This is a genomic window from Paracoccus sp. MA (assembly GCF_020990385.1).
In the GTDB taxonomy this organism is placed as follows: domain Bacteria; phylum Pseudomonadota; class Alphaproteobacteria; order Rhodobacterales; family Rhodobacteraceae; genus Paracoccus.
This window is the reverse complement of the sequence record NZ_CP087598.1, coordinates 839,764-859,792: the sequence shown is the minus strand read 5'-3', so window position 1 is coordinate 859,792 and position 20,029 is coordinate 839,764. Positions and strand designations below refer to the sequence as shown.

Genomic DNA, 20,029 nt, shown 5'->3' with positions numbered 1-20,029 from the left:
GGGCCGGGGATCAGGCCCGTTCAAGCTCGAAGGCATCATGCAGCGCCTGAACCGCCAGTTCCATATATTTGCGGTCGATCAGCACCGAAATCTTGATCTCGCTGGTGGAGATCACCTTGATGTTGATGTTTTCGTCGGCCAGCGCCTTGAACATGCGCGCGGCGACGCCGGCATGGCTGCGCATGCCGATGCCCACCACCGAGACCTTGGCGACCTCGGTATCCACGACCAGTTCGTCATAGGCGATGGTGCCGGCGGCCTTGGCCTCCTCCATCGCCTTCTTGGCGCGGGCGACCTGGTTCACCGGACAGGAGAAGGTCATGTCGGTCACCGCGCCGGGATGGTCCTCGTAATCGCGTTCCGAGATGTTCTGGACGATCATGTCCACGTTGACGCCGGCATCGGCGAGCGGCGCGAAGATCGCCGCCGAGATGCCGGGCCGGTCCTCGACTGTGACCAGGGTGATCTTGGCCTCTTCACGGGAATAGGCGACGCCGCTGACGACTTTCGATTCCATGATTTCATCCTCATCGCAGACCAGGGTGCCGCTGGTCTCATCCGTATCCTCGAACGAGCTGAGCACCCGCAGCCGGACCTTGTAACGCATCGCCAGCTCGACCGAGCGGGTCTGGAGCACCTTGGCGCCCAGGCTGGCCAGTTCCAGCATTTCCTCGAAGGCGATCTTGTCAAGCTTGCGTGCCTTGGAAGTGATGCGGGGGTCGGTGGTATAGACCCCGTCCACATCGGTATAGATGTCGCAGCGCTCGGCCTCGAAGGCGGCGGCGAAGGCCACGGCGGTGGTGTCCGAACCGCCGCGGCCCAGCGTGGTGATGCGGTTGTCTGAGCCGAGCCCCTGGAAGCCCGCGACCACGGCCACCCGCATGCCCTCGGCGAATTTCTGGTCGATATTGTCGCGCGGGATCGACACGAAGCGCGCCGAGCTGTGCTGCGAGGTGGTGTTGATCGGCACCTGCCAGCCCTGCCAGCTGCGGGCGGGCACGCCCAGCTCCTGCAGGGTCAGCGCCATCAGCCCGGCGGTGACGTTCTCGCCCGAGGCGACGACGGCGTCGTATTCGCGCGCGTCGAACAGCGGCGAGGTCGCCTCGACCCAGCCCACCAGTTCGTTGGTCTTGCCCGACATGGCGCTGACGATGACGATGACGTCATAGCCGCGCTCGACTTCGCGCTGAACCTTCAGCGCGGCATTCTTGATGCGGTCCAGGTCGGCCACCGAGGTGCCGCCGAATTTCATCACCAGAAGCGGCATTCCTTGCCCCCCAGCAGTTTCCGGGGCGCGTTCTATGGGCGGGCCGGGGAAAGAACAAGGGGCGGCAGGTGTTTCCGGGGCTTTCGCATGCATTATTTTGCCGGCCCATGCGCCGGGGCGGACGGGATCTTGATACGGCCGCCGCCGGACCGCAAAAGGCGGGCATGAAAGCGACGCATGACGAATCCACCTTTACCCTGACCGGCAAGATCTGGTCCGCCACCTATCCGCTGGACGAATTGCCGAAATGGCTGGCCTTCTATCGCAGCCGCAGGGCGCGTTTCCCCAAGGCCGGAGACAGCTACGACGCCACCATCGCCGCGCTGGAGGAGCTGGAACGGACCCTGTCCGGCCGGCGCTAGGCGCCGCGGCGGTCGCGCCAGCGGCTATGAATGCTCTCGCAATGCGCCGTTTCGGCAAAGACGCGGTCCATCAGCGCCATGAAGGCGCTGCGCCAGAAGGATGGCGGCTGCCGATAGACGCGCGAGCAAAGCGGCTCGGATTGCTGTCCCCCAAGTGTCCGGTTGATGCAGACGGACGCGCTCCACCAAGCGTTCATGAGAACCTCACTTACTCATCAAAACACCTTCGATCAGACGAACGTGACGCCCGGAAAACAGCTGGGCGCCCATCCAGTCATGAAGCGGCGGTGATGCAGGAAAGTCACGCTGGCTTTTTCGGCAGGCCGGGCCGGCACAGCGCCCCCGGATCGCCGAGCGGCGCCGCGAAAGCCGCGCCGGAGACCGGCCCGGCAAGCGGCCCGTCCCCGAATCTGCATGAGAGTGGTCGGGGCGAGAGGATTCGAACCTCCGGCCTACGGTACCCAAAACCGTCGCGCTACCAGGCTGCGCTACGCCCCGGACCTGGGGCTATCTAGCGGCTGGCCGCGCGGGGGGAAAGGGAAAACTGACCGCGCCCTGCGGCGGGTCTCAGTCGCAGGGCGCCAAGGCCGCGTCCTGCGGCAGGCGGGGATGGGACAGCACCATGCCGGGATGGATCCCCAGCCGCGCCGCATCGCCCCCCGGCACCTCCAGCACCATCAGCCGCTCGGGCGCGGGATCGTCCGGCGCGGCGCCGGGAATGGCCGTCTCGTCCAGCGGCCGCGCCATCGGGTGGACATGGCGCACCTCGCCGCGCGCGTCGATGAAGATCATGTCGAGCGCGATCAGCGTGTTGCGCATCCAGAAGCTGACCGGCTGCGGCGATTCGTAGATGAACAGCATGCCCTGCCCCGGTGGCAGGTCGCGGCGGAACATCAGCCCGCGCGCGCGTTTCTCGCCGCTGTCGGCGATCTCGACCGGCACCTCGACCGGCTTGCCCCGACCTAGGAACAGTGCCCGGTCGGGGTGGCAGGTGGCCGCAAGGGCCGAAGAATGATTTGTGATAAGAAGAGCTAGAACAACCGTTACGGCCCGCAACTTCATACCGCGCCCGCGACCAGCCGCAATTTAGCGAGCGCGGCCGCTCCCCCCGGTTGCAACTGCCGCGCCTCGATCGCGGCTCTCTCCCAGGAAAGGATTTGCGCGGCCATCATCCCCCGCCGCCCGTCGACCACCCGCAGCGCGATGGCCTCGCCCACGGCCAGGTCGGAAAAGCCCGAATGGCGCAGCACCTCGATATGCAGGAAGACATCGGCCTTCTCTGCGAAGATGTTGGCAAAGCCGAAGCCCTTGGCCTTGTCGAACCATTTCACCCGCGCCGGCAGCAGCGGCAGCTGCGCCACCTCCTCGGGGGTGGCCGAACACAGGTCGGCGATGGCGGGCATCGGCTCGCTGGCCGGCGGCGTGATCTCCAGCACCTCGACCGCCTGCATGCCGCGCGGCGTCTTCTGCACCATCGCCACGACATGAGAGCCCTCGGCAACCGAACTCTGCCCGAAATTCCTCAGCACATTGGCATGCAGAAGAATGTCGGCGCCCCCCTCGGGATCGGTCAGGAAACCGAAGCCCTTGCTGCCATCGAACCATTTCACGACGCCCGCAATCTTGCGCTGTTGCTCGTCGTTTTCTTCCATGTCGTCCTGTCACCCGTTAGAAAACCAGAAACAACCCGAACTCCGGTTCCGCGTCCTTCGATCCCCAACTGAACGAAGGTAGAGCCGGATTGGTCAGGTTTTCCATACCATGGATAAATCGCGGACCCGCATCAAGGGCTAAGACGGCACACTTGCCAGAAACTTTGCGTAAACTGCCGCCCATCTGGCGGCAATCCGCTGTTTTCGCCTTGATAATCGCTTCTCGTCCAGCGAAAGCGGTCGTGCAGCCGGAAGGCGCCATCGGCCCAGAACTCGATCTGCACCGGGCGGATTCGGTAGCCCCCCCAATGGGGCGGTCGCGGCGGATTCAACCCCAGATTGATTCCCAGCCGCGCCACCTCGGCCATCAGCGCGGCGCGGCTGGCCAGCGGCCGGCTTTGCCGCGACGCCCAGGCGCCGATGCGCGACTGCAGCGGCCGCGAGGCATAATAGGCATCGGCCAGCTCGGGCTCGACGCGGCTGACATGGCCGCGCACGCGGATCTGCCGGCGCAGCGATTTCCAGTGCATGACGAATGCGGCGACGCCTGTGGCCTCGATCTCGACGCCCTTGGCGCTTTCGAAATTGGTGTAGAAGACGAAGGCGCCCTCGGTGCCGGCGCCCTCGATCTCTTTCAGCAGCACCATGCGCACGTCGGGCAGGCCCGCCGCGTCCACGGTGGCCAGCGCCATGGCGCTGGCGTCGTTCGGCTCGGTCCGTTCCGCCTCGGCGAGCCAGCTGCGCGCGATGGCAAAAGGGTCGTCGCCCGCGAAAATTCCGCTGCGGTCGCTCATGGCTGCCTGCTCACCGACACTTGATGCCTCCCTGCAGTTGTCCTAATCCTGCTGAAAACCGAAGAAGCGCGAGGGGCAGCATCATGTCAAGTGAAGGCGGTACGGGGCTGATGAAGGGTCGCCGCGGCCTCATCATGGGCCTGGCGAATGACAAGTCCATCGCCTGGGGCATCGCGAAGGCGCTGGCCGACCAGGGCGCCGAACTTGCCTTTTCCTATCAGGGCGAGGCGCTCAAGCGCCGGGTCGAGCCGCTGGCGGCACAGGTCGGCTCCGACTTCCTCGCGGAATGCGACGTCTCGGACGAGGCTTCGATCGACGCGCTGTTCGAGACGCTGCGCGGGCGCTGGGACAGCATGGACTTCATCGTCCACGCCATCGGCTTTTCCGACAAGGAGCAGCTGCGCGGCCGCTATGCCGATACCACGCGCGACAACTTCCTGATGACCATGGATATTTCGGTCTATTCCTTCACGGCCGTAGCGCGCCGCGCCGCCGCGATGATGCGGCCGGGCGGCTCGATGCTGACCCTGACCTATTACGGGGCCGAGCGGGTCATGCCGCATTACAATGTCATGGGCGTGGCCAAGGCGGCGCTCGAGGCCTCGGTGCGCTACCTGGCCGAGGATTTCGGCAAGGACGGCATCCGCGTCAACGCCATCTCGGCCGGGCCGATCAAGACGCTGGCCGCCAGCGGCATCGGCGACTTCCGCTATATCCTGAAATGGAACGAGCTGAACTCGCCCCTGCGCCGCAACGTCAGCCAGGAGGAGGTCGGCAAGTCGGCGCTCTACCTGCTGTCCGACCTGGGCTCGGGCGTGACCGGCGAGACGCATCACGTCGATTCGGGCTATCACATCGTCGGCATGAAGGCCGTCGACGCCCCCGACATCGCCACCACGAAGAAGGACTGATCCCCGGCGATGAGCGTCGAGCAAGTCATCGCGCTTGTCTCGGCGCTGTCGCTGGCGATCCTGACGCCCGGCCCGGCGATCATCGCCACGGTGCAGACCGCCTTTGCCCATGGCCGCGCCCGCGCCCTGCCCTATGCGCTGGGGCTGGCCACCGGGGCCTCGCTCTGGTGCCTCTTCGCGCTGGCCGGGCTGGCGGTGCTGTTCCGGCTGCATCCGGCGCTGTTCACGGCGCTGAAGATCTTCGGCGGCTTCTATCTGCTGTGGTTCGCCTGGGCGCTGTGGCGCGCCTCGACCCGGCCGCTGCCGCAGGCGGCGGGCGGCGCCTCCAGGGGCTACTGGGGCGGCATCGCGCTCAATCTCTCGAATCCCAAGCCGGCGCTGTTCTATGCCGCGCTGATCCTGTCGGTCTTTCCCGCGCCGATGGGCCCGGCGCGCCAGGGGTTGATCTACGGCCTCTGCCTTGCGACCGAGCTTTTCTGGTATGCGCTGGTGGCGGTTCTGATGTCGACAGCCATCATGCGCGCGCGCTATTTTGCCGCCAAGTTCTGGATCGACCGGGCCGCCAGCATTGCCATGGCGCTGCTGGGGCTGCTGTTGATCGTCAACCGTTAAGGAGCCAGCATGAACGATCGCCTGCCCCATGAACGCGGATTCCACATCAGCTGGGACCAGATCCACCGCGATTCCCGCGCCCTTGCCTGGCGGCTGGAGGACCGAGAATGGCGGGCGATCCTGGCCATCACCCGGGGCGGGCTGGCGCCGGCGATGATCGTCGCGCGCGAACTGGACATTCGCGTCATCGACACGATCTCGGTGAAATCCTATCACGGCAAGGGCGGGCAGGAGCGCGGCGAGGTCAAGGTGCTGAAGGCCCCCGACCCGGCGGTGATGCTGGACGGCGACGGCATCCTGGTGATTGACGACCTGGTCGATTCCGGCCGCACGCTGGAACATGTGCGGACGATGTATCCCAAGGCGCATTTCGCCACCGTCTATGCCAAGCCCAAGGGCCGGCCGATGGTGCAGACCTATGTGACCGAGGTGAGCCAAGATACCTGGATCTTCTTTCCCTGGGACATGGCGCTGCAATACGTCCAGCCCTATCGCGGCGAGGACTAAGCGGCACGCAACGGCTGCGCGGGTCGCGTCCCGCACAGCCGCCCGGGGCCCCAGCACCCGCTTGGCCACCGATTGCCGGGTTTTCCGGCGGGACCGGCGTGCGGCATCGCTCATGGACAGGGCGGGCGGCCGCCCTATGGCCGCCGCATCCGGTCCCGCAGCAGTTCCATGAGCGCGCCGTCGCGCGGCAGCTCATCCGCCCGCCCCTCTTCGGTCAGCCAGTAGAACCGGCCGGGCGGCAGGCTGGCGGGAAGCTCGTAATCCATCCCCTCCCATTCGTCCTCGCGGAAGGAATAGAAGGCCCAATGGCCGCCGCGCGCCTCGACGGCGTCAAGGACGTCGGTCAGATAGGCGCCGCAATCGGGCCAGCGCCGCATGCAGCCGAATTCGGCGGCGACGATGCGGGTGGACGGCAGGCCCTGCGCTGCGGCCCAGTCGAAGGCCGTGCCGATATGGGCGGCGACGGCGGCGCGGTCCCAGGCCCGCTCGCCCCCGGCATAGGCCGCCACCGCGCCGGGATAGCGCAGCGGCGCGTCGCGCTGCAGGTTCGGGGCGCTGGTCGCGGCATAGGGTTCATACATGTGGAAGGCGTAAAGCACCCTGCCGTCCGCCAGCGGCGCCGGCCATGCCGCCAGCGAGCGCGGATTGGCGAACCAGCCGCCATCGACCATGATGGGCGTCACCGGATCGGCAGCACGGATCGCCGCGATGGTACGGGCGTAGAAGCCGGGCAGATCGCGCAGGCCGCCCGACTGTTCGGCCTGCCAGGAGCGCAGCGCCTGCTCCGTGCCGTTCTCGGCCGGGCCGCCGTGCTTTTCCGGCGCCGGCTCATTCAGGATGTTGTAGCCGGCGACCGCCGGATGGTCCTGCAATGCCGCCGCCAGATCGGCCCAGAACCGGACGGCTTGGTCCTGATAGCCGGCCTCGGACCAGATGCGGTCGTCGTATGCGCCGCCGTTCTGCTGCGACCAGCGACCACCCGGCAGGCTCAGCGGCACGACCACCACCTTCAGCCCCGCCGCATGGGCATCGTCCAGCACCCGGCGCAGGGTGGCGAGATCCTCGGGAACAAGGCCGGCATAGCGGTCGGCATCGCCGATCAGGAAGTCGCGGCCCTTGCCTTTCCACTTGCTGAAGGACAGCCGCACCCAGGTCGCCCCGGTTCCGGCCAGGGCGCGGAAATAGGCCTGGTCCTGCGGCGCGGCGTTGAAGCCGTTCGCCCCGGGCTGCGGACTGTCCCAGAAGCCGATCAGGTCGGCGGCTGCGGCAGGCTGCGCCAGGGCAAGGCAGAGAGCGGCCGTCGCGGACCGGCGGAAGGTCGCGCCGGCGGCAAGGGTGCCTTCACCGACTGCCCGAAACAGGCCGCGCGGGCGCAGGATCGGCCGGGTCGACGGCGCCACCGGCGCCGCCCCTAGCCGTTCCCGCGCACGAAGCGCGCCGCCTCTTCCGCCGCACGGCGCAGGGCGCGGCTCTTGTTCACCGTCTCCATGAATTCGGCCTCGGGGTCGCTGTCATAGACCACCCCGCCGCCGGCCTGGATGTAAAGCTGGCCGTCCTTGATCACCCCGGTGCGCAGCGCGATGCACATGTCCATCTCGCCATTGGCGGCGAAATAGCCGACGCCGCCGGCATAGACGCCGCGCTTCTCGGGCTCGAGCTCGTCGATGATCTCCATCGCCCGGACCTTGGGCGCGCCCGAGACGGTGCCGGCGGGCATCCCCGCCAGCAACGCCGAAAGCGCATCCTCGCCCTCGCGCAGCTCGCCCACGACGTTCGAGACGATGTGCATGACGTGGCTATAGCGCTCGACGATGAATTGCTCGGTCGGCGTGACGGTGCCCATCTTCGCCACCCGACCGACATCGTTGCGGCCCAGGTCCAGAAGCATCAGATGCTCGGCCAGTTCCTTCTGGTCGGCCAGCAGGTCGGCCTCCAGCGCGTCGTCCTCGGCCGGGGTCGCGCCGCGCGGGCGGGTGCCGGCGATGGGGCGGACGGTGACCTGGCCCTCGCGCAGCCGCACCAGGATCTCGGGCGAGGCGCCGACGATCTGGAAACCGCCGAAGTTCAGGAAGAACATGAAGGGCGAGGGATTGGTGCGCCGCAAGCTGCGATAGAGCGCGAAGGGCGGCAGCGGGAAATCCATCGCCCAGCGTTGCGAGGGCACCACCTGGAAGATGTCGCCGGCGCGGATGTAGTCCTTGGCCTTTTCCACCGCCGCGAGATAGGATTCCTTGCTGAAATTGCTGCGCAATTCGCCGATCTTCAGGTCGTGGCCAAGCGCGCGCGGCTCGCTGGGCTGGCGGTCGAGCGAGCGCAGCGCCTCCATCAGCCGCTCGGCCGCCTGGGCATAGGCGGCGCGGGCAGGCGTGGCCGCGTCATGCCAGGCGGGGGCGCAAAGAGCCACCTCGCCCTTGACGCCGTCCAGCACCGCGACGACCGAGGGGCGCATCATCATCGCATCGGGCAGGCCAAGGGGGTCGGGGTTCACGTCGGGCAGCCGCTCGACCAGCCGGATCATGTCATAACCCAGATAGCCGAAAAGCCCCGCCGCGCCGGCCGGCACGCCCTCGGGCATGTCAATGCGGCTTTCCGCGATCAGGGCGCGCAGGCTGTCCAGCGCCGGGCGGTCGTCTTCCGCGAACTCGTCCGAATAGCGGGCGTTGCGGTTGATGCGCGCCTTGCCGTCGCGGCATTCCCAGATCAGGTCCGGCTTCATGCCGACGAAGGAATAGCGGCCGCGCACCTCGCCGCCGGTGACGCTTTCCAGCATGAAGGAATTCGGCGCCGCCTCGGCCAACTTCAGCATCAGGCTGACCGGCGTATCGAGGTCTGCCGCCAGCCGGATGGTCAGCAACTGGTTGCGGCCCTGGGCCCAGCCGCGTTCGAATGCGGCGAAATCGGGGGCGATCTCCATCACTGGACCTGCGCGTTCACCGCATCCACGGCGGTCTGGTTCAGGGTGACGCCGCCTTGGGCCTGAAGCGCGCGGGCGAAATAGTCGAAGACGTCCTGGCGCAGCGAATCCGCCAGCCGGGCCGAGATGCCGGCACGGATCTGCGCGCCCTCCTCGCCATCGGTCGCGGCGGGATGGATCTTGTCCAGCGTCACCAGAAAGACCCGGTTCTCGGCATCGACCACCTCGGTCGCGCCTTCCTCGGCGATTTCGAAGGCCTGGGCCACCACGTCCTGCGGCACGCCGTTGATGAAGCCGCCGCGGGACAGGTTCGGCGCCGGCGTGCCGGGTGCGGGGGCGGGCTTGTCCGCGGCCGCGGCCTCGGCGTCGCCGCTGGCGGGCGCCGCGGCGCCAAGGGCCTGGGCGACCGGCGCGGTCGCCGCCGCCGGGGCCGGCCCGATGCCGGGCTCGGCGGCCGCCTCGGCCTCGACGCGGCGCTCCTCGGCCAGCGCCAGCAGCTGGCGATGCGTCTCGTTGCGGGTCCAGTCCTCGGCCACCCGGTCCCGCACCTCCTCGAAGGGGATCAGCGCCGGCGGCACGAGCTCGTCCAGCCGCAGGGCGAAGACGCCGCCATCCTCGGTTTCGAACAGCTCGGGAAAGTCCTTCTCGGTCAGTTGCGCCGCGCGCTGGCGGAATTCGGGATAGGCGTCGATGCCGTCGGGATCGGCCTCGGCGCCCGCGCTCCAGTCGATCTGGCCCAGCCGCATCGGCGTGTCGCGGGCCATGTCCTCCAGCGTCGCGCCGCCGGCCAGCAGGTCGGCGAACTCGCCCGAGCGTTCCTCGATCTGGCGGCGGGCGCGATCGACCGCCGCCTCCAGCCGCAGGTCGTCGCGGGCCTGCTCGAAGGGGATGTCCAGCGGCTCCAGGATCGCGTTCATCGAGAACAGCGCCGGCCCAAGTTCCGAGCTGGCCGGGCCGGCGACGCCGGGCTGGTCCAGCGCAAAGACCGCCTCGCCGGCGGCGCCCAGTTCTGCCTGGCTGACCTCGCCCAGATCGATATCGGCCAGCGTCAGGCCGCGCTCGGCGGCCAGCTGCTCGAAGGTGACCTCGCCGCGGTCGATGCGGGCCTTCGCCTCTTCGGCGGCGGCGACGGTGGGAAAGACCAGCCGCTCGACCATGCGGCGCTCGGGTTGCTGGAACTCGTCGATGCGGTCCTGGTAGAGATCGCGCAGCGCCTGCTCATCGACCTCGACCTCGTCCTCCAGCATCTCGGGGGTCAGCCAGACATAGGTGATCTTGCGGATCTCGGGCGCGGTGAAGCGGTCGGCATTGGCCTTGTGCCAGGCTTGCAGCGTCGCCTCGTCGGGGGCGGCGACCGGGGCGGGCAGGTCCTTGGCGGTCAGCTCGCGCCAGTGGATGTCGCGGGTCTCCAGCAGCCAGCCCTGGGTCAGCGCCACCACCGGCTGCGGCGCCTCGACCCCGGCCAGCGCCGCGCGCTGCAGGATCAGCCGGGCCAAGTCCATGCGCAGATCGTGTTCGAACTCGGCCTCGCGCATCCCCTCGCGGCGCAGCGCGTCGGCATAGATATTGCGGTCGAACTGGCCGTTCATGCCCCGAAAGGCGGACATGCCGGTGATCTGCTCGGCCACCGCCTTGTCGCCGACCGAGACGCCCACCCGGTTCGCCTCGGCCTCAAGCGCGGCGGCGGTGTAAAGCCGCGCCAGCGCCGCCTGATCGACGCCGATGGCCTTGGCCTCGGCGGCGCTGATCTGCCGTCCGGTGCGGGCCGAGAAGTCCTGCATCTCGGCGCGCAGGGTGCGGGCATAGTCCTGCGACGAAATCCCGACATCGCCGACCGAGCCGATATCCGCCGAGCCGCCCGAGAAATTGGTGACGCCGAAGCCGCCCAGCCCCAGAACCAGCATGCCCATCAGCAACCAGACGATGGTCGATTTGCCCTTGCCCCGCATCTTGTCGCCGTGCCCCGCCACTTGTTCTTGTCAGTCAGCGCAAGTCTTTAGGATGCCAAGGGCCCGGCGGCAAGTGCCGCGACGCCGCGACGCCTCCTCCCGCCCTTCACAATCCGGTCGGCGCCATCAGGGCCGGAAGGCCTCCAGCCGCCGCATCAGCGCCGCGATGCCGTCCCGGTCGGCATTGGCGAAGGCGATGCGCAGGTGGCGCGCGGCCTCGGGATCGTCCGCGGGCATGAACATGGTGCCGGGCAGCAGCAGCACCCCGGCCTCGCGCAGCAGGCGTTGCGCCAGCTCCGGCGCGGGCATGTCGAAGGGATGCTCGACCCAGGCGAAATAGGCGCCGCAGCCCTTGACGCGCCAGCCCGGCAGCGCCGCCATGCCCTGGGCCATGGCGTTGCGACGGGCCAGGATCTCGGCCCGCTCGCCGGCCAGCCAGTCCCTCAGGTTCGCCATGCCCCAGGCGGCGCCGATCTGGCCCAGCTGGCCGGCGCAGATGGCGACGGTGTCGAGGAACTTCTCGATCTGGGCCATGCGGGCCGGGCTGGCGATCAGCGCGCCGACGCGATGCCCGGTCAGCCGATAGGCTTTCGAGAAGCTGTAGAGATGGATCAGCGTGTCGCCCCAGTCGGGATCGGCGAACAGGTCGTGCGGCGCGTCCTCGCGCGCGTCGAAATCGCGATAGGTCTCGTCCAGGACCAGCGCCAGCCCGCGCGACCGCGCCAGTTCGAAGAAGGCGTGCAACAATTCGGCCGGATATTCCGTGCCCGAGGGATTGTTGGGGCTGACCAGCACGATGGCGCGCGAGCGGTCCGAGATCAGCCGGGCGGCCGCCTCGGCGTCGGGCAGCATGCCCGGACCGCAGCGCAGCGGCACGGCGCGGATGCCCTGCATGTCCAGCCACATCTTGTGGTTGAAATACCAGGGCGTGGGCAGGATCACCTCGTCCCCCGCCCGGGCCAGCGTCTGGATGGCGGCGCAGAACGCCTGGTTGCAGCCCTGGGTGATCGCGACCTCTTCGGGGCGGATAGGGCCGGCATAGGCGCGGCTCCAGTCGCGGGCCACCGCCTCGCGCAGTTCGGGACGGCCCAGCACCGGGCCGTAGAGATGCGCGTCGGGCCGCTCCAGCGCCGCCTCGGCCATGGCGCGGCGCAGGGCTTCCGGCGGCGGTTCGACCGGCGCGGCCTGGCTGAGGTTGATCAGCGGCCGCTCGGGCGGGAAAGCCAGCCCTTGCAGCCAGCGGCGGGCCTCCATCACCGGCGGGCGGAAGGTGGCGGCAAGGGCGGGATTGAGCGGCAGCATGGGCAGGGTCTCAGTCGGTGAGGCGCAATCCGCCGAAATCCGGCGGCGTGGACAGGTCGAAGCCCGAGCCCGCGGCAGACGGCGGGGCGGCGGCTTCCTCCTCCGGGCTCGGCTCGGCCGGGGCAGCCGCGGCCGGCGGTTCCGGCGTGCCTGCGGCCGTCGGGGCAGCGGCGGGCAGCGCCCGCTCGGGCACCCGGTCGAGGCTGGGCACCACCACCTTGCCGGGCGGCGGCACCGGGATCGGCGCCTCGGCCGCCGGGTCGGGCAGATCGGCGGGGCCGGCCTCGGGCGGCGTCATCTCGGGGGCGCTGGGGGCCTGGGCCGGGGTTTCGGGCCGGCTGTCGGCGGCATCGGCACGGGTCGGCGCCGCCTCGCCGGCGGGCTGCGGGACGGCGGGGGCGGCGGGCCGCGCCGGCGGCTCGCCGGCCAGCGGCGCGGGGCGCTGCGGCTGCATGTCGGTGCTGCGGGCAAATTCGGATTCGGCCGGCACCGAGAGCGAGGTGGCGGCGCCCGGCCCGGTCGCTGCCTCGCCGGGCGCTCCCGGTCGAGCGGGTTCCGACCCCTCGGTTGCGGCTGCCTCGGCAGGCGGCGCGACAGAGGCCGGATCGGCGGGCGGTTCCGACGGCTCCGGCGCCGGGATTGCCGGCGCCTCGACGGCCTCGGCGGTCGGCTCCCTCCGCCCGCTTTCGCCGGCGGCGGGCAGCGGGGCCGGACGCGGCGGCTGCGGCAGGGCCAGCGACAGCGCGGCCAACGCGGCGCCGCAGACCAGCACGCCATGAACCAGACCCGTCGCGAACCCTCTTGCCATGCCTCGACCGTCCCGCCCTTGGCTTTCACGCCGGTTTTTCTTGCCCGCGGGCTTGACCCACCGCAAGGCTTTAGCCCATCTATAGCCGCAGATTTTCCGGGGTTCACCCCCCAATGCAAGGCCCCGCCATGATCCTGCTCATCGACAATTACGACAGCTTCACCTGGAACCTCGTGCATTACATGGGCGAGGCCGGGGCGGATGTGGTCGTGCGCCGCAACGACGTGCTTTCCGTCGAGGAGGCGCTGGAGATGGGCGCGCAGGGCATCGTCATCTCGCCCGGGCCCTGCGATCCGGCCCATGCCGGCATCATCGTGCCGCTGATCAAGGCGGCGGCGGAAAGGGGCGTGCCGCTGTTCGGCGTCTGCCTGGGCCATCAGGCCATCGGCGAGGCCTTCGGCGGCAAGGTGGTGCGCGCCTCGCGCATCGTGCATGGCAAGACCGACGCGATCAGCCATGACGGCACCGGGGTCTTCGCCGGCCTGCCCTCGCCCCTGACCGCGACGCGCTATCACTCGCTGACGGTCGAGCCGGAAAGCCTGCCCGACTGCCTGCGCGTCACCGCCACCGCCGCCGACGGCACCATCATGGGGCTGGTGCACAAGACCCTGCCGGTCGAGGGCGTGCAGTTCCACCCCGAAAGCATCGCCTCGGAATACGGCCACGACATGATCCGCAACTTCCTGCGCCGCTGCCAGAACCTGGGCGCGGCCGCATGAGCGCCGCCGTCACCGACATCCGGCCGCTGATCGGCCTGGCCGCCAGCCGGCCGCTGACCGGCACCGAGGCCGAGGCGGCCTTCGGCGCCTTGTTCGAGGGCGCGGCCACCCCCGCCCAGATCGGCGGGCTGCTGATGGCGATGCGCGTGCGCGGCGAGACGGTCGAGGAGATGGCCGCCGCCACCCGCGCCATGCGCGCACGGATGAACCGCATCAAGGCCCCCGCGGGCGCCATGGACATCGTCGGCACCGGCGGCGACGGCAAGGGCACGCTGAACATCTCGACCGCCACGGCCTTCGTGGTCGCGGGCGCCGGCGTGCCGGTCGCCAAGCATGGCAACCGCAACCTGTCCTCGAAATCGGGCTCGGCCGATGCGCTGACCCATCTGGGGCTGAACGTCATGTCCACCCCCGAGATCGCCGAGCGGGCGCTGGCCGCCACCGGCATCTGCTTCATGATGGCGCCGGTGCATCATCCCGCCATGCGCCATGTCGGCCCGGCGCGGGCGGAACTGGGCACGCGGACGATCTTCAACCTGCTGGGGCCGATGACCAATCCCGGCGGGGTGCGGCGGCAGCTGACCGGCACCTTCGACCGGGTCTGGAACCGGCCGATGGCCGAGACGCTGCGCGAGCTGGGCAGCGAGGCCGCTTGGCTGGTGCATGGCAGCGACGGCACCGACGAGATCTCGATCGCCGAGCCGACCTGGGTGGCGCAGCTGAAGGACGGCGAGATCACCGAGTTCCAGATATCGCCCGAGGATGCCGGCCTGCCGGTGCATCCGTTCGAGGCGATCCTGGGCGGCGATCCGGCGCAGAACGCCGCGGCGCTGCGGGCGCTGCTGGACGGCGCGCCGGGCGCCTATCGCGACGCGGTCGTGCTGAACGCCGCCGCCGCGCTGCTGATCGCGGGTAAGGCCGGCGACCTGCGCGAGGGCGCCGAGATCGCCCGCGACGCCATCGACAGCGGCAAGGCCAAGGCCAAGCTGGCCGCGCTGGCGGCCGAGGTCGGCGCGCCGGAAGCTTATGACTGAACCCGCCGCCGTCCCTCGCGCCTGGGCCGATCTGCCATTCTTTCAGCAGGACTGGCCGACCATCGCCGCCCGGCTGCCGGAGCGCGACTGGCTGCCCGGCCCCGCCCACGTCTTCACCGCGCTGGAGCTGACCCCGCCCGAGCAGGTGCGGGTGGTGATCCTGGGCCAGGACCCCTATCCGACGCCCGGCCATGCCAACGGGCTGGCCTTTTCGGTCACGCCGGAAACCGCGCTGCCGCGCTCGCTGAAGAACATCTATGCCGAGCTGCGCGAGGATATCGGCGCCGCGCCCCCGAACGGCGACCTGAGCCATTGGGCGCGGCAGGGGGTGCTGCTGCTCAACACCTCGCTTTCAGTGCTGCCCGGACAGGCCGGGGCGCATGCGAAATGGGGCTGGGAGAAGCTGGCGCGTCAGGCCGTCGCCCGCGCGCAGCGGCAGCGCCCGCTGGCCTTCATCCTCTGGGGTGCCCATGCGCAGAAGGCGCTGGCCGGACTGCCGCGCCCGCAGGACCTGGTGATCGAAAGCGCGCATCCCTCGCCGCTTTCGGCGCGGCGCGGTTTCTTCGGCTCGCGCCCGTTTAGCCGGGTGAACGACTGGCTGCGGGCGCGGGACGAGCCGGTGATCGACTGGGCCCTTTCCGAAACCGCCGCCGCGGGGTAAACCGACGTCATGGACATTCTCGACCGCATCAAGGCCTACAAGCTGGAAGAAATCGCCGCCGCCAAGGCCGCCCGGCCGCTGTCGGGCGTCGAGGCTGCCGCCCGCGCCGCCTCGGCCCCGCGCGGCTTTGCCCGCGCGCTGGCCGCGAAGGCCGCGACCGGCCATGCACTGATCGCCGAGATCAAGAAGGCCAGCCCCTCCAAGGGCCTGATCCGCCCGGATTTCGACCCGCCGGCGCTGGCCCGCGCCTATGAAGCCGGGGGGGCGGCTTGCCTTTCGGTGCTGACCGACGCCCCCAGCTTTCAGGGCGCGCCCGAGTTCCTGACCGCCGCGCGCGATGCCTGCGGCCTGCCGGCGCTGCGCAAGGATTTCCTCTATGACACCTATCAGGTGGCCGAGGCCCGCGCCTGGGGTGCCGATTGCATCCTGATCATCATGGCCTCGGTCGACGACACGCTGGCCGCCGAACTCGAGGACGCGGCCATCCATTGGGGCATGGACGCGCTGGTCGAGGTCCACGACCGCGAGGAACTGGACCGCGCGCTGCGTCTGAAATCGCCGCTGATCGGCGTGAACAACCGCAACCTCAAGACTTTCGAGGTCAGCCTGGACGTGACGCTGGAACTGGCGCCGCATGTGCCCCCCGGGCGCGACCTGGTCTGCGAAAGCGGGCTGTTCACCCCCGCCGACCTGAACCGCATGGCCGAGGCCGGGGTCAGGCGCTTCCTGATCGGCGAAAGCCTGATGCGGCAGGCCGACGTGACCGGCGCCACCCGGCAGATCCTGGGCCTCGCGGCATGAGCCTGACGCATTTCGACGCCCAGGGCCAGGCGCATATGGTCGATGTCTCCGAAAAGCCCGAGACGGCGCGCGAGGCGGTGGCCGAGGGCGTGGTGGTCATGGCGCCCGAGACGCTGGCGCTGGCGCAGGGCGGCGCGGCCAAGGGCGACGTGATGGGCGTGGCCCGGCTGGCCGGCATCATGGGCGCCAAGCGCACCGCCGACCTGATCCCGCTCTGCCATCCGCTGCCGATCACCAAGGTCTCGGTCGATCTGGCGGCCGATCCGGCTCTGCCCGGCATCCGCGTCACCGCCACCGTCCGCACGGCCGGCAAGACCGGCGTCGAGATGGAGGCGTTGACCGCCGTTTCCACCGCCTGCCTGACCGTCTATGATATGCTCAAGGCCGCGCAGAAGGACATGCGCATCGAAGGCATCCGCCTGCTCTCCAAGACCGGCGGCAAATCGGGCGACTTCCGCGCGCCCTGAGGGGGAAGAATGATCAGCGTCGAAGAAGCCCGCGCCCGCGTCCTGGCCCTTGCCCGGCCGCCCGAGCCCGAACAGGTGGCGCTGGAACAGGCGCTCGGCCGCGCCATGATCGCGCCGGGTGTCGCCCGGCTGACGCAACCGCCCTTCGACGCCTCGGCCATGGATGGCTATGCGCTGCGCTCGGCCGAACTGCCCGGGCCGCTGGCGGTGATCGGCACGGCGGCGGCGGGCGTGCCCTATGCGGGCGAGACGCCCCCCGGCAGCGCCATCCGCATCTTCACCGGGGCGCCGGTCCCCGCCGGTTACGACCGCGTGGTCATGCAGGAGATCGTCACCCGCGACGGCGACCGCATCACCGTCACCGAGGTCGGGACAAACCTGAACATCCGCCGCCAGGGCAATGATTTCTCGGAAGGTTCCGCCTTTCACCCCTCGCGCCCGCTGCGCCCCGCCGATCTGGCGCTGCTCGCGGCGATGAACGTGCCGCGGCTGACGGTCGCGCGCCGGCCGCGCGTCGCCGTGCTGGCCGGCGGCGACGAACTGGTGCGTCCCGGCTCGGACCCGGCGCCGGGCCAGATCATCAGCTCGAACGACATCGCCATCGCCGCGCTGGCGCGCGAGGCCGGGGCCGAGCCCATGGTCCTGCCGCTGGCCCGCGACACCGAGGAAAGCCTGCGCGACCGTTTCGCCGAGGCCGAAGGCTGCGATCTGATCGTGACCATCGGCGGCGCCTCGGTCGGCGATCACGACCTGATCGCCAAGGTCTCGGCCGATCTCGGGATGGAGCGCAGCTTCTACAAGCTGGCCATGCGCCCCGGAAAGCCGCTGATGGCCGGGCGCATGGGCGATGCGGCCATGCTGGGCCTGCCGGGAAATCCGGTCTCTGCCGTGGTTTGCGCGAAACTCTTCATGCAGCCGCTGATCCGCGCCATGCAGGGCCTACCGCCCGGGCCCGACCCCCTGCAGGCCGTGCTGACCCGCGACCTGCCGCCCGAGGGCGACCGCCAGCATTACCTGCGCGCCCGGCTCTCGCCCGGCGACGGCCTGCCCGGCATCGAACCCTTCCCCGACCAGGATTCCGCCCGGCTGTGGCTGCTGGCCGAGGCCGATGCCCTGCTGATCCGCCCCGCCGGCGACCCGGCCCGCAAGGCGGGCGAGCGCATGGACTACCTGCCGCTCTAGCCGGTTAACCCGAAGTTTACCCGAATCGCCATAAAGATTGACGCAAGGGATTGGCCGCGCTAGAACATTCAATGAACATGATGGCGGCCGCAGCAGATCAGGGGCAGAACATGCTGACGAAGAAACAGATCCAGCTTCTTGAATTCATTCAGGCGCGGATGGCTCGCGACGGGGTGCCGCCCTCGTTCGACGAAATGAAACTCGCGCTGGACCTGCGCTCGAAATCGGGAATTCATCGCCTCGTGACCGCCCTTGAGGAACGCGGATTCATCCGCCGCCTGCCGCATCGCGCCCGCGCGCTGGAAATCGTCCGCCTGCCCGACAGCCTCAGCAAGGGACCCGGCTTCCAGCCGCGGGTGATCGACGGGGACGCGCCCGACCGCCCGGCGCCGCTGCCGCGCGGCGCGATGGAGATTGCCGTTTCCGCCGTGGAACTGCCTGTGATGGGCCGCATCGCCGCCGGCGTCCCGATCGAGGCGATCTCCGAGGTCTCGCATCACATCGCCGTACCGGGCTCGATGCTCTCCGGCCAGGATCGGCATTACGCGCTGGAGGTGCGCGGCGATTCGATGATCGAGGCGGGGATCAACGACGGCGACGTGGTGGTGATCCGCGAACAGGACACGGCCGAGAACGGCGACATCGTCGTCGCCCTGGTCGAAGGATCCGAGGCGACGCTGAAACGCTATCGCCGCAAGGGCGGCATGATCGCGCTCGAAGCGGCGAACCCCGCCTACGAGACCCGGGTGCTGCCCGAGGACAAGGTGCGCATCCAGGGCCGCCTCGTCGGGCTGATCCGCAGCTACTAGGCCCGCGCCGGCGGTTCACTTGCCCGGCACAGGCGGCCCTGCGGCGTTGCGGGTTCCGGCCCGCTGCGCTAACCATGGCGCAAACGCGACAGGTCAAGGACAATCCATGCGCGCTCTGACGTTCCGCATCTTCGCCCTGCTCATGGTCCTGGCGCTGCCGGCGCAGGCCTTCGACACCAATGCCCGGGCGGCCTGGGTCTACGACGTGGCGACCGGCACCGTGCTGATGGAGAAGAATGCCGACGAGCCGCTGCCGCCGGCCTCGATGTCCAAGCTGATGACGCTGAACATGCTGTTCGAGGCGCTGCATGAAGGCCGGGTGGCGATGGACACGACCTTCCCCGTCTCGACCAAGGCCTGGCAGATGGGCGGCTCGAAGATGTTCGTCGAGCCCGCCGACCGCCCCACGGTCGAAGACCTGATCCACGGCATCATCATCAACTCGGGCAACGACGCCTGCGTCGTCGTGGCCGAGGGGCTGGCCGGCACCGAAGAGGCCTTTGCGCGGCTGATGAACGAACGCGCACGCCAGCTTGGCATGATGGATTCGCATTTCACCAATTCCTCGGGCTGGCCGGATCCGCAGCACCGGATGTCGATGCACGACCTCGGCCTGCTCGCCACCCGGCTGATCACCGAGTTTCCCGAGCTTTACAAGAACTTCGCGCTCACGGAATACAACTACAAGGGCCGGGTGCCCTCGAATGCGAACAACCGCAATCCGCTGCTGCGCCTGGGCACGGGGGACTGGAAGGCCGATGGACTCAAGACCGGCCACACGCAGGAGGCGGGCTACGGGCTCGTCGGCTCGGCCGTGCAGGGCGACCGGCGCATCGTCTTCGTGATCACCGGCCTGCCCAGCGAAAAGGCCCGGGCCGAGGAATCCGAGCGGATCGTGAACTGGGCCTATCGCCAGTTCACCATGCGCACCATCATTCCCAAGGACGAGATCGTGACCCAGGCCCCGGTCTGGCTGGGCGAAAAGAGCCGCGTCGGCCTGACCACCAGGGACGGCGTCCGGGTGCTGATCCCCGCCGGCTCGCGCTCCGGCGTCAAGGCCGAGGCGGTTTTCCGGGGCCCGATCGAGGCGCCGATCACCAAGGGCGACCAGCTCGGCGAACTGATCGTGGACATTCCCGGCGCGGGCCAGTCCCGCCTGCCGCTGCTTGCCGCCACCGATGTGGCCCGCAGCGGCGTCTTCGGCCGCATGCAAAGCGCGGCCTTCCGCCTGGGCGAGCGCGCGATCCAGTCGGTGCGCAACTGAGGCCGATCCCAGCG

General features: G+C 69.5%; 22 protein-coding genes and 1 tRNA gene. 12 read left to right on the top strand and 11 right to left on the bottom strand.

Going from position 1 to position 20,029, the window contains the following annotated elements; translation table 11 throughout:
* Positions 1-10 precede the first annotated feature (10 nt).
* Positions 11-1,267 (bottom strand): aspartate kinase, encoded by a 1,257-nt coding sequence (locus LOS78_RS11375; protein WP_028712058.1) that lies wholly within the window; start codon positions 1,265-1,267, stop codon positions 11-13.
* 164 nt (positions 1,268-1,431) lie between these two features.
* On the opposite strand from LOS78_RS11375, the gene LOS78_RS11370 reads away from it, so the two are divergent.
* The gene (locus LOS78_RS11370; protein WP_028712057.1) at positions 1,432-1,629 is read left to right on the top strand and encodes a hypothetical protein; all 198 of its coding nucleotides are present in this window, start codon (positions 1,432-1,434) and stop codon (positions 1,627-1,629) included.
* Here LOS78_RS11370 and LOS78_RS11365 read toward each other — a convergent pair.
* The 5 genes from LOS78_RS11365 to pdxH form a co-directional block, all read right to left on the bottom strand.
* Positions 1,626-1,826, bottom strand: a complete 201-nt coding sequence (locus LOS78_RS11365; protein WP_028712056.1) for a hypothetical protein — start codon at positions 1,824-1,826, stop codon at positions 1,626-1,628. The two genes, LOS78_RS11370 and LOS78_RS11365, sit on opposite strands and share 4 nt — an antisense overlap.
* 224 nt (positions 1,827-2,050) lie before the next feature.
* Positions 2,051-2,127 (bottom strand) — tRNA-Pro (locus tag LOS78_RS11360).
* A 69-nt stretch (positions 2,128-2,196) separates the two neighbouring features.
* The gene (locus LOS78_RS22025; RefSeq protein WP_232215662.1) at positions 2,197-2,571 is read right to left on the bottom strand and encodes a DUF192 domain-containing protein; all 375 of its coding nucleotides are present in this window, start codon (positions 2,569-2,571) and stop codon (positions 2,197-2,199) included.
* Between the two features lie 116 nt (positions 2,572-2,687).
* Entirely contained in the window at positions 2,688-3,281 is a 594-nt protein-coding gene (locus tag LOS78_RS11350) for a cold-shock protein (RefSeq protein ID WP_028712054.1), read from the bottom strand.
* A gap of 131 nt (positions 3,282-3,412) precedes the next feature.
* Positions 3,413-4,075 carry a pyridoxamine 5'-phosphate oxidase gene (gene pdxH, locus LOS78_RS11345; RefSeq protein ID WP_028712053.1) on the bottom strand — a complete coding sequence of 221 codons (663 nt, stop codon included), beginning with the start codon at positions 4,073-4,075 and terminating at the stop codon, positions 3,413-3,415.
* A gap of 110 nt (positions 4,076-4,185) precedes the next feature.
* Between pdxH and fabI the strand changes: the two genes are divergently transcribed.
* Genes fabI through gpt form a run of 3 tightly spaced genes read left to right on the top strand, consistent with a single transcriptional unit; the run spans position 4,186 to position 6,105 of the window.
* The gene (fabI, locus tag LOS78_RS11340) at positions 4,186-4,986 is read left to right on the top strand and encodes an enoyl-ACP reductase FabI (RefSeq protein WP_371257417.1); all 801 of its coding nucleotides are present in this window, start codon (positions 4,186-4,188) and stop codon (positions 4,984-4,986) included.
* Positions 4,987-4,995: 9 nt separating this feature from the next.
* Positions 4,996-5,598 carry a LysE family translocator gene (locus tag LOS78_RS11335; RefSeq protein WP_230378287.1) on the top strand — a complete coding sequence of 201 codons (603 nt, stop codon included), beginning with the start codon at positions 4,996-4,998 and terminating at the stop codon, positions 5,596-5,598.
* 9 nt (positions 5,599-5,607) lie between these two features.
* On the top strand, positions 5,608-6,105 hold the full coding sequence (gene gpt / locus LOS78_RS11330; RefSeq protein ID WP_028712050.1) for a xanthine phosphoribosyltransferase: 498 nt from the start codon (positions 5,608-5,610) through the stop codon (positions 6,103-6,105).
* Between the two features lie 134 nt (positions 6,106-6,239).
* Here gpt and LOS78_RS11325 read toward each other — a convergent pair whose 3' ends face one another.
* From LOS78_RS11325 to LOS78_RS11305, 5 genes are all read right to left on the bottom strand, one after another.
* A complete protein-coding gene (locus LOS78_RS11325) occupies positions 6,240-7,505 on the bottom strand; it encodes a glycoside hydrolase family 5 protein (protein WP_230378286.1) in 1,266 nt (421 codons plus the stop codon).
* An 11-nt stretch (positions 7,506-7,516) separates the two neighbouring features.
* Positions 7,517-9,019, bottom strand: coding sequence for an anthranilate synthase component I (trpE, locus tag LOS78_RS11320; protein WP_230378285.1), 1,503 nt, complete (start codon positions 9,017-9,019; stop codon positions 7,517-7,519).
* Entirely contained in the window at positions 9,019-10,968 is a 1,950-nt protein-coding gene (locus LOS78_RS11315) for a peptidylprolyl isomerase (protein WP_230378284.1), read from the bottom strand. The genes trpE and LOS78_RS11315 overlap by 1 nt, the downstream gene beginning before the upstream one ends.
* A gap of 126 nt (positions 10,969-11,094) precedes the next feature.
* A complete protein-coding gene (locus tag LOS78_RS11310; RefSeq protein ID WP_230378283.1) occupies positions 11,095-12,270 on the bottom strand; it encodes an aminotransferase in 1,176 nt (391 codons plus the stop codon).
* Positions 12,271-12,280: 10 nt separating this feature from the next.
* Positions 12,281-13,078, bottom strand: a complete 798-nt coding sequence (locus LOS78_RS11305) for a hypothetical protein (protein WP_230378282.1) — start codon at positions 13,076-13,078, stop codon at positions 12,281-12,283.
* A 128-nt stretch (positions 13,079-13,206) separates the two neighbouring features.
* On the opposite strand from LOS78_RS11305, the gene LOS78_RS11300 reads away from it, so the two are divergent.
* The 8 genes from LOS78_RS11300 to LOS78_RS11265 all read left to right on the top strand — a co-directional run bounded on the left by LOS78_RS11300 (position 13,207) and on the right by LOS78_RS11265 (position 20,015).
* Positions 13,207-13,797: an aminodeoxychorismate/anthranilate synthase component II gene (locus tag LOS78_RS11300; protein ID WP_028712045.1), complete on the top strand. Its 591-nt coding sequence runs from the start codon at positions 13,207-13,209 to the stop codon at positions 13,795-13,797.
* On the top strand, positions 13,794-14,831 hold the full coding sequence (gene trpD / locus LOS78_RS11295) for an anthranilate phosphoribosyltransferase (protein ID WP_230378281.1): 1,038 nt from the start codon (positions 13,794-13,796) through the stop codon (positions 14,829-14,831). Before LOS78_RS11300 ends, trpD begins: the two co-directional genes overlap by 4 nt.
* Complete coding sequence (locus tag LOS78_RS11290) at positions 14,824-15,492, top strand: uracil-DNA glycosylase (RefSeq protein WP_230378280.1); 669 nt, start codon at positions 14,824-14,826, stop codon at positions 15,490-15,492. The genes trpD and LOS78_RS11290 overlap by 8 nt, the downstream gene beginning before the upstream one ends.
* Positions 15,493-15,501: 9 nt before the next feature.
* Entirely contained in the window at positions 15,502-16,293 is a 792-nt protein-coding gene (gene trpC / locus LOS78_RS11285; protein WP_230378279.1) for an indole-3-glycerol phosphate synthase TrpC, read from the top strand.
* Positions 16,290-16,760, top strand: coding sequence for a cyclic pyranopterin monophosphate synthase MoaC (gene moaC, locus LOS78_RS11280; RefSeq protein WP_230378278.1), 471 nt, complete (start codon positions 16,290-16,292; stop codon positions 16,758-16,760). The genes trpC and moaC overlap by 4 nt, the downstream gene beginning before the upstream one ends.
* A 9-nt stretch (positions 16,761-16,769) precedes the next feature.
* Positions 16,770-17,942 (top strand): gephyrin-like molybdotransferase Glp, encoded by a 1,173-nt coding sequence (gene glp / locus LOS78_RS11275; protein ID WP_230378277.1) that lies wholly within the window; start codon positions 16,770-16,772, stop codon positions 17,940-17,942.
* Positions 17,943-18,052: 110 nt separating this feature from the next.
* A complete protein-coding gene (lexA, locus tag LOS78_RS11270) occupies positions 18,053-18,751 on the top strand; it encodes a transcriptional repressor LexA (protein ID WP_028712039.1) in 699 nt (232 codons plus the stop codon).
* A gap of 106 nt (positions 18,752-18,857) precedes the next feature.
* The gene (locus LOS78_RS11265) at positions 18,858-20,015 is read left to right on the top strand and encodes a D-alanyl-D-alanine carboxypeptidase family protein (protein WP_028712038.1); all 1,158 of its coding nucleotides are present in this window, start codon (positions 18,858-18,860) and stop codon (positions 20,013-20,015) included.
* Positions 20,016-20,029: the final 14 nt, after the last annotated feature.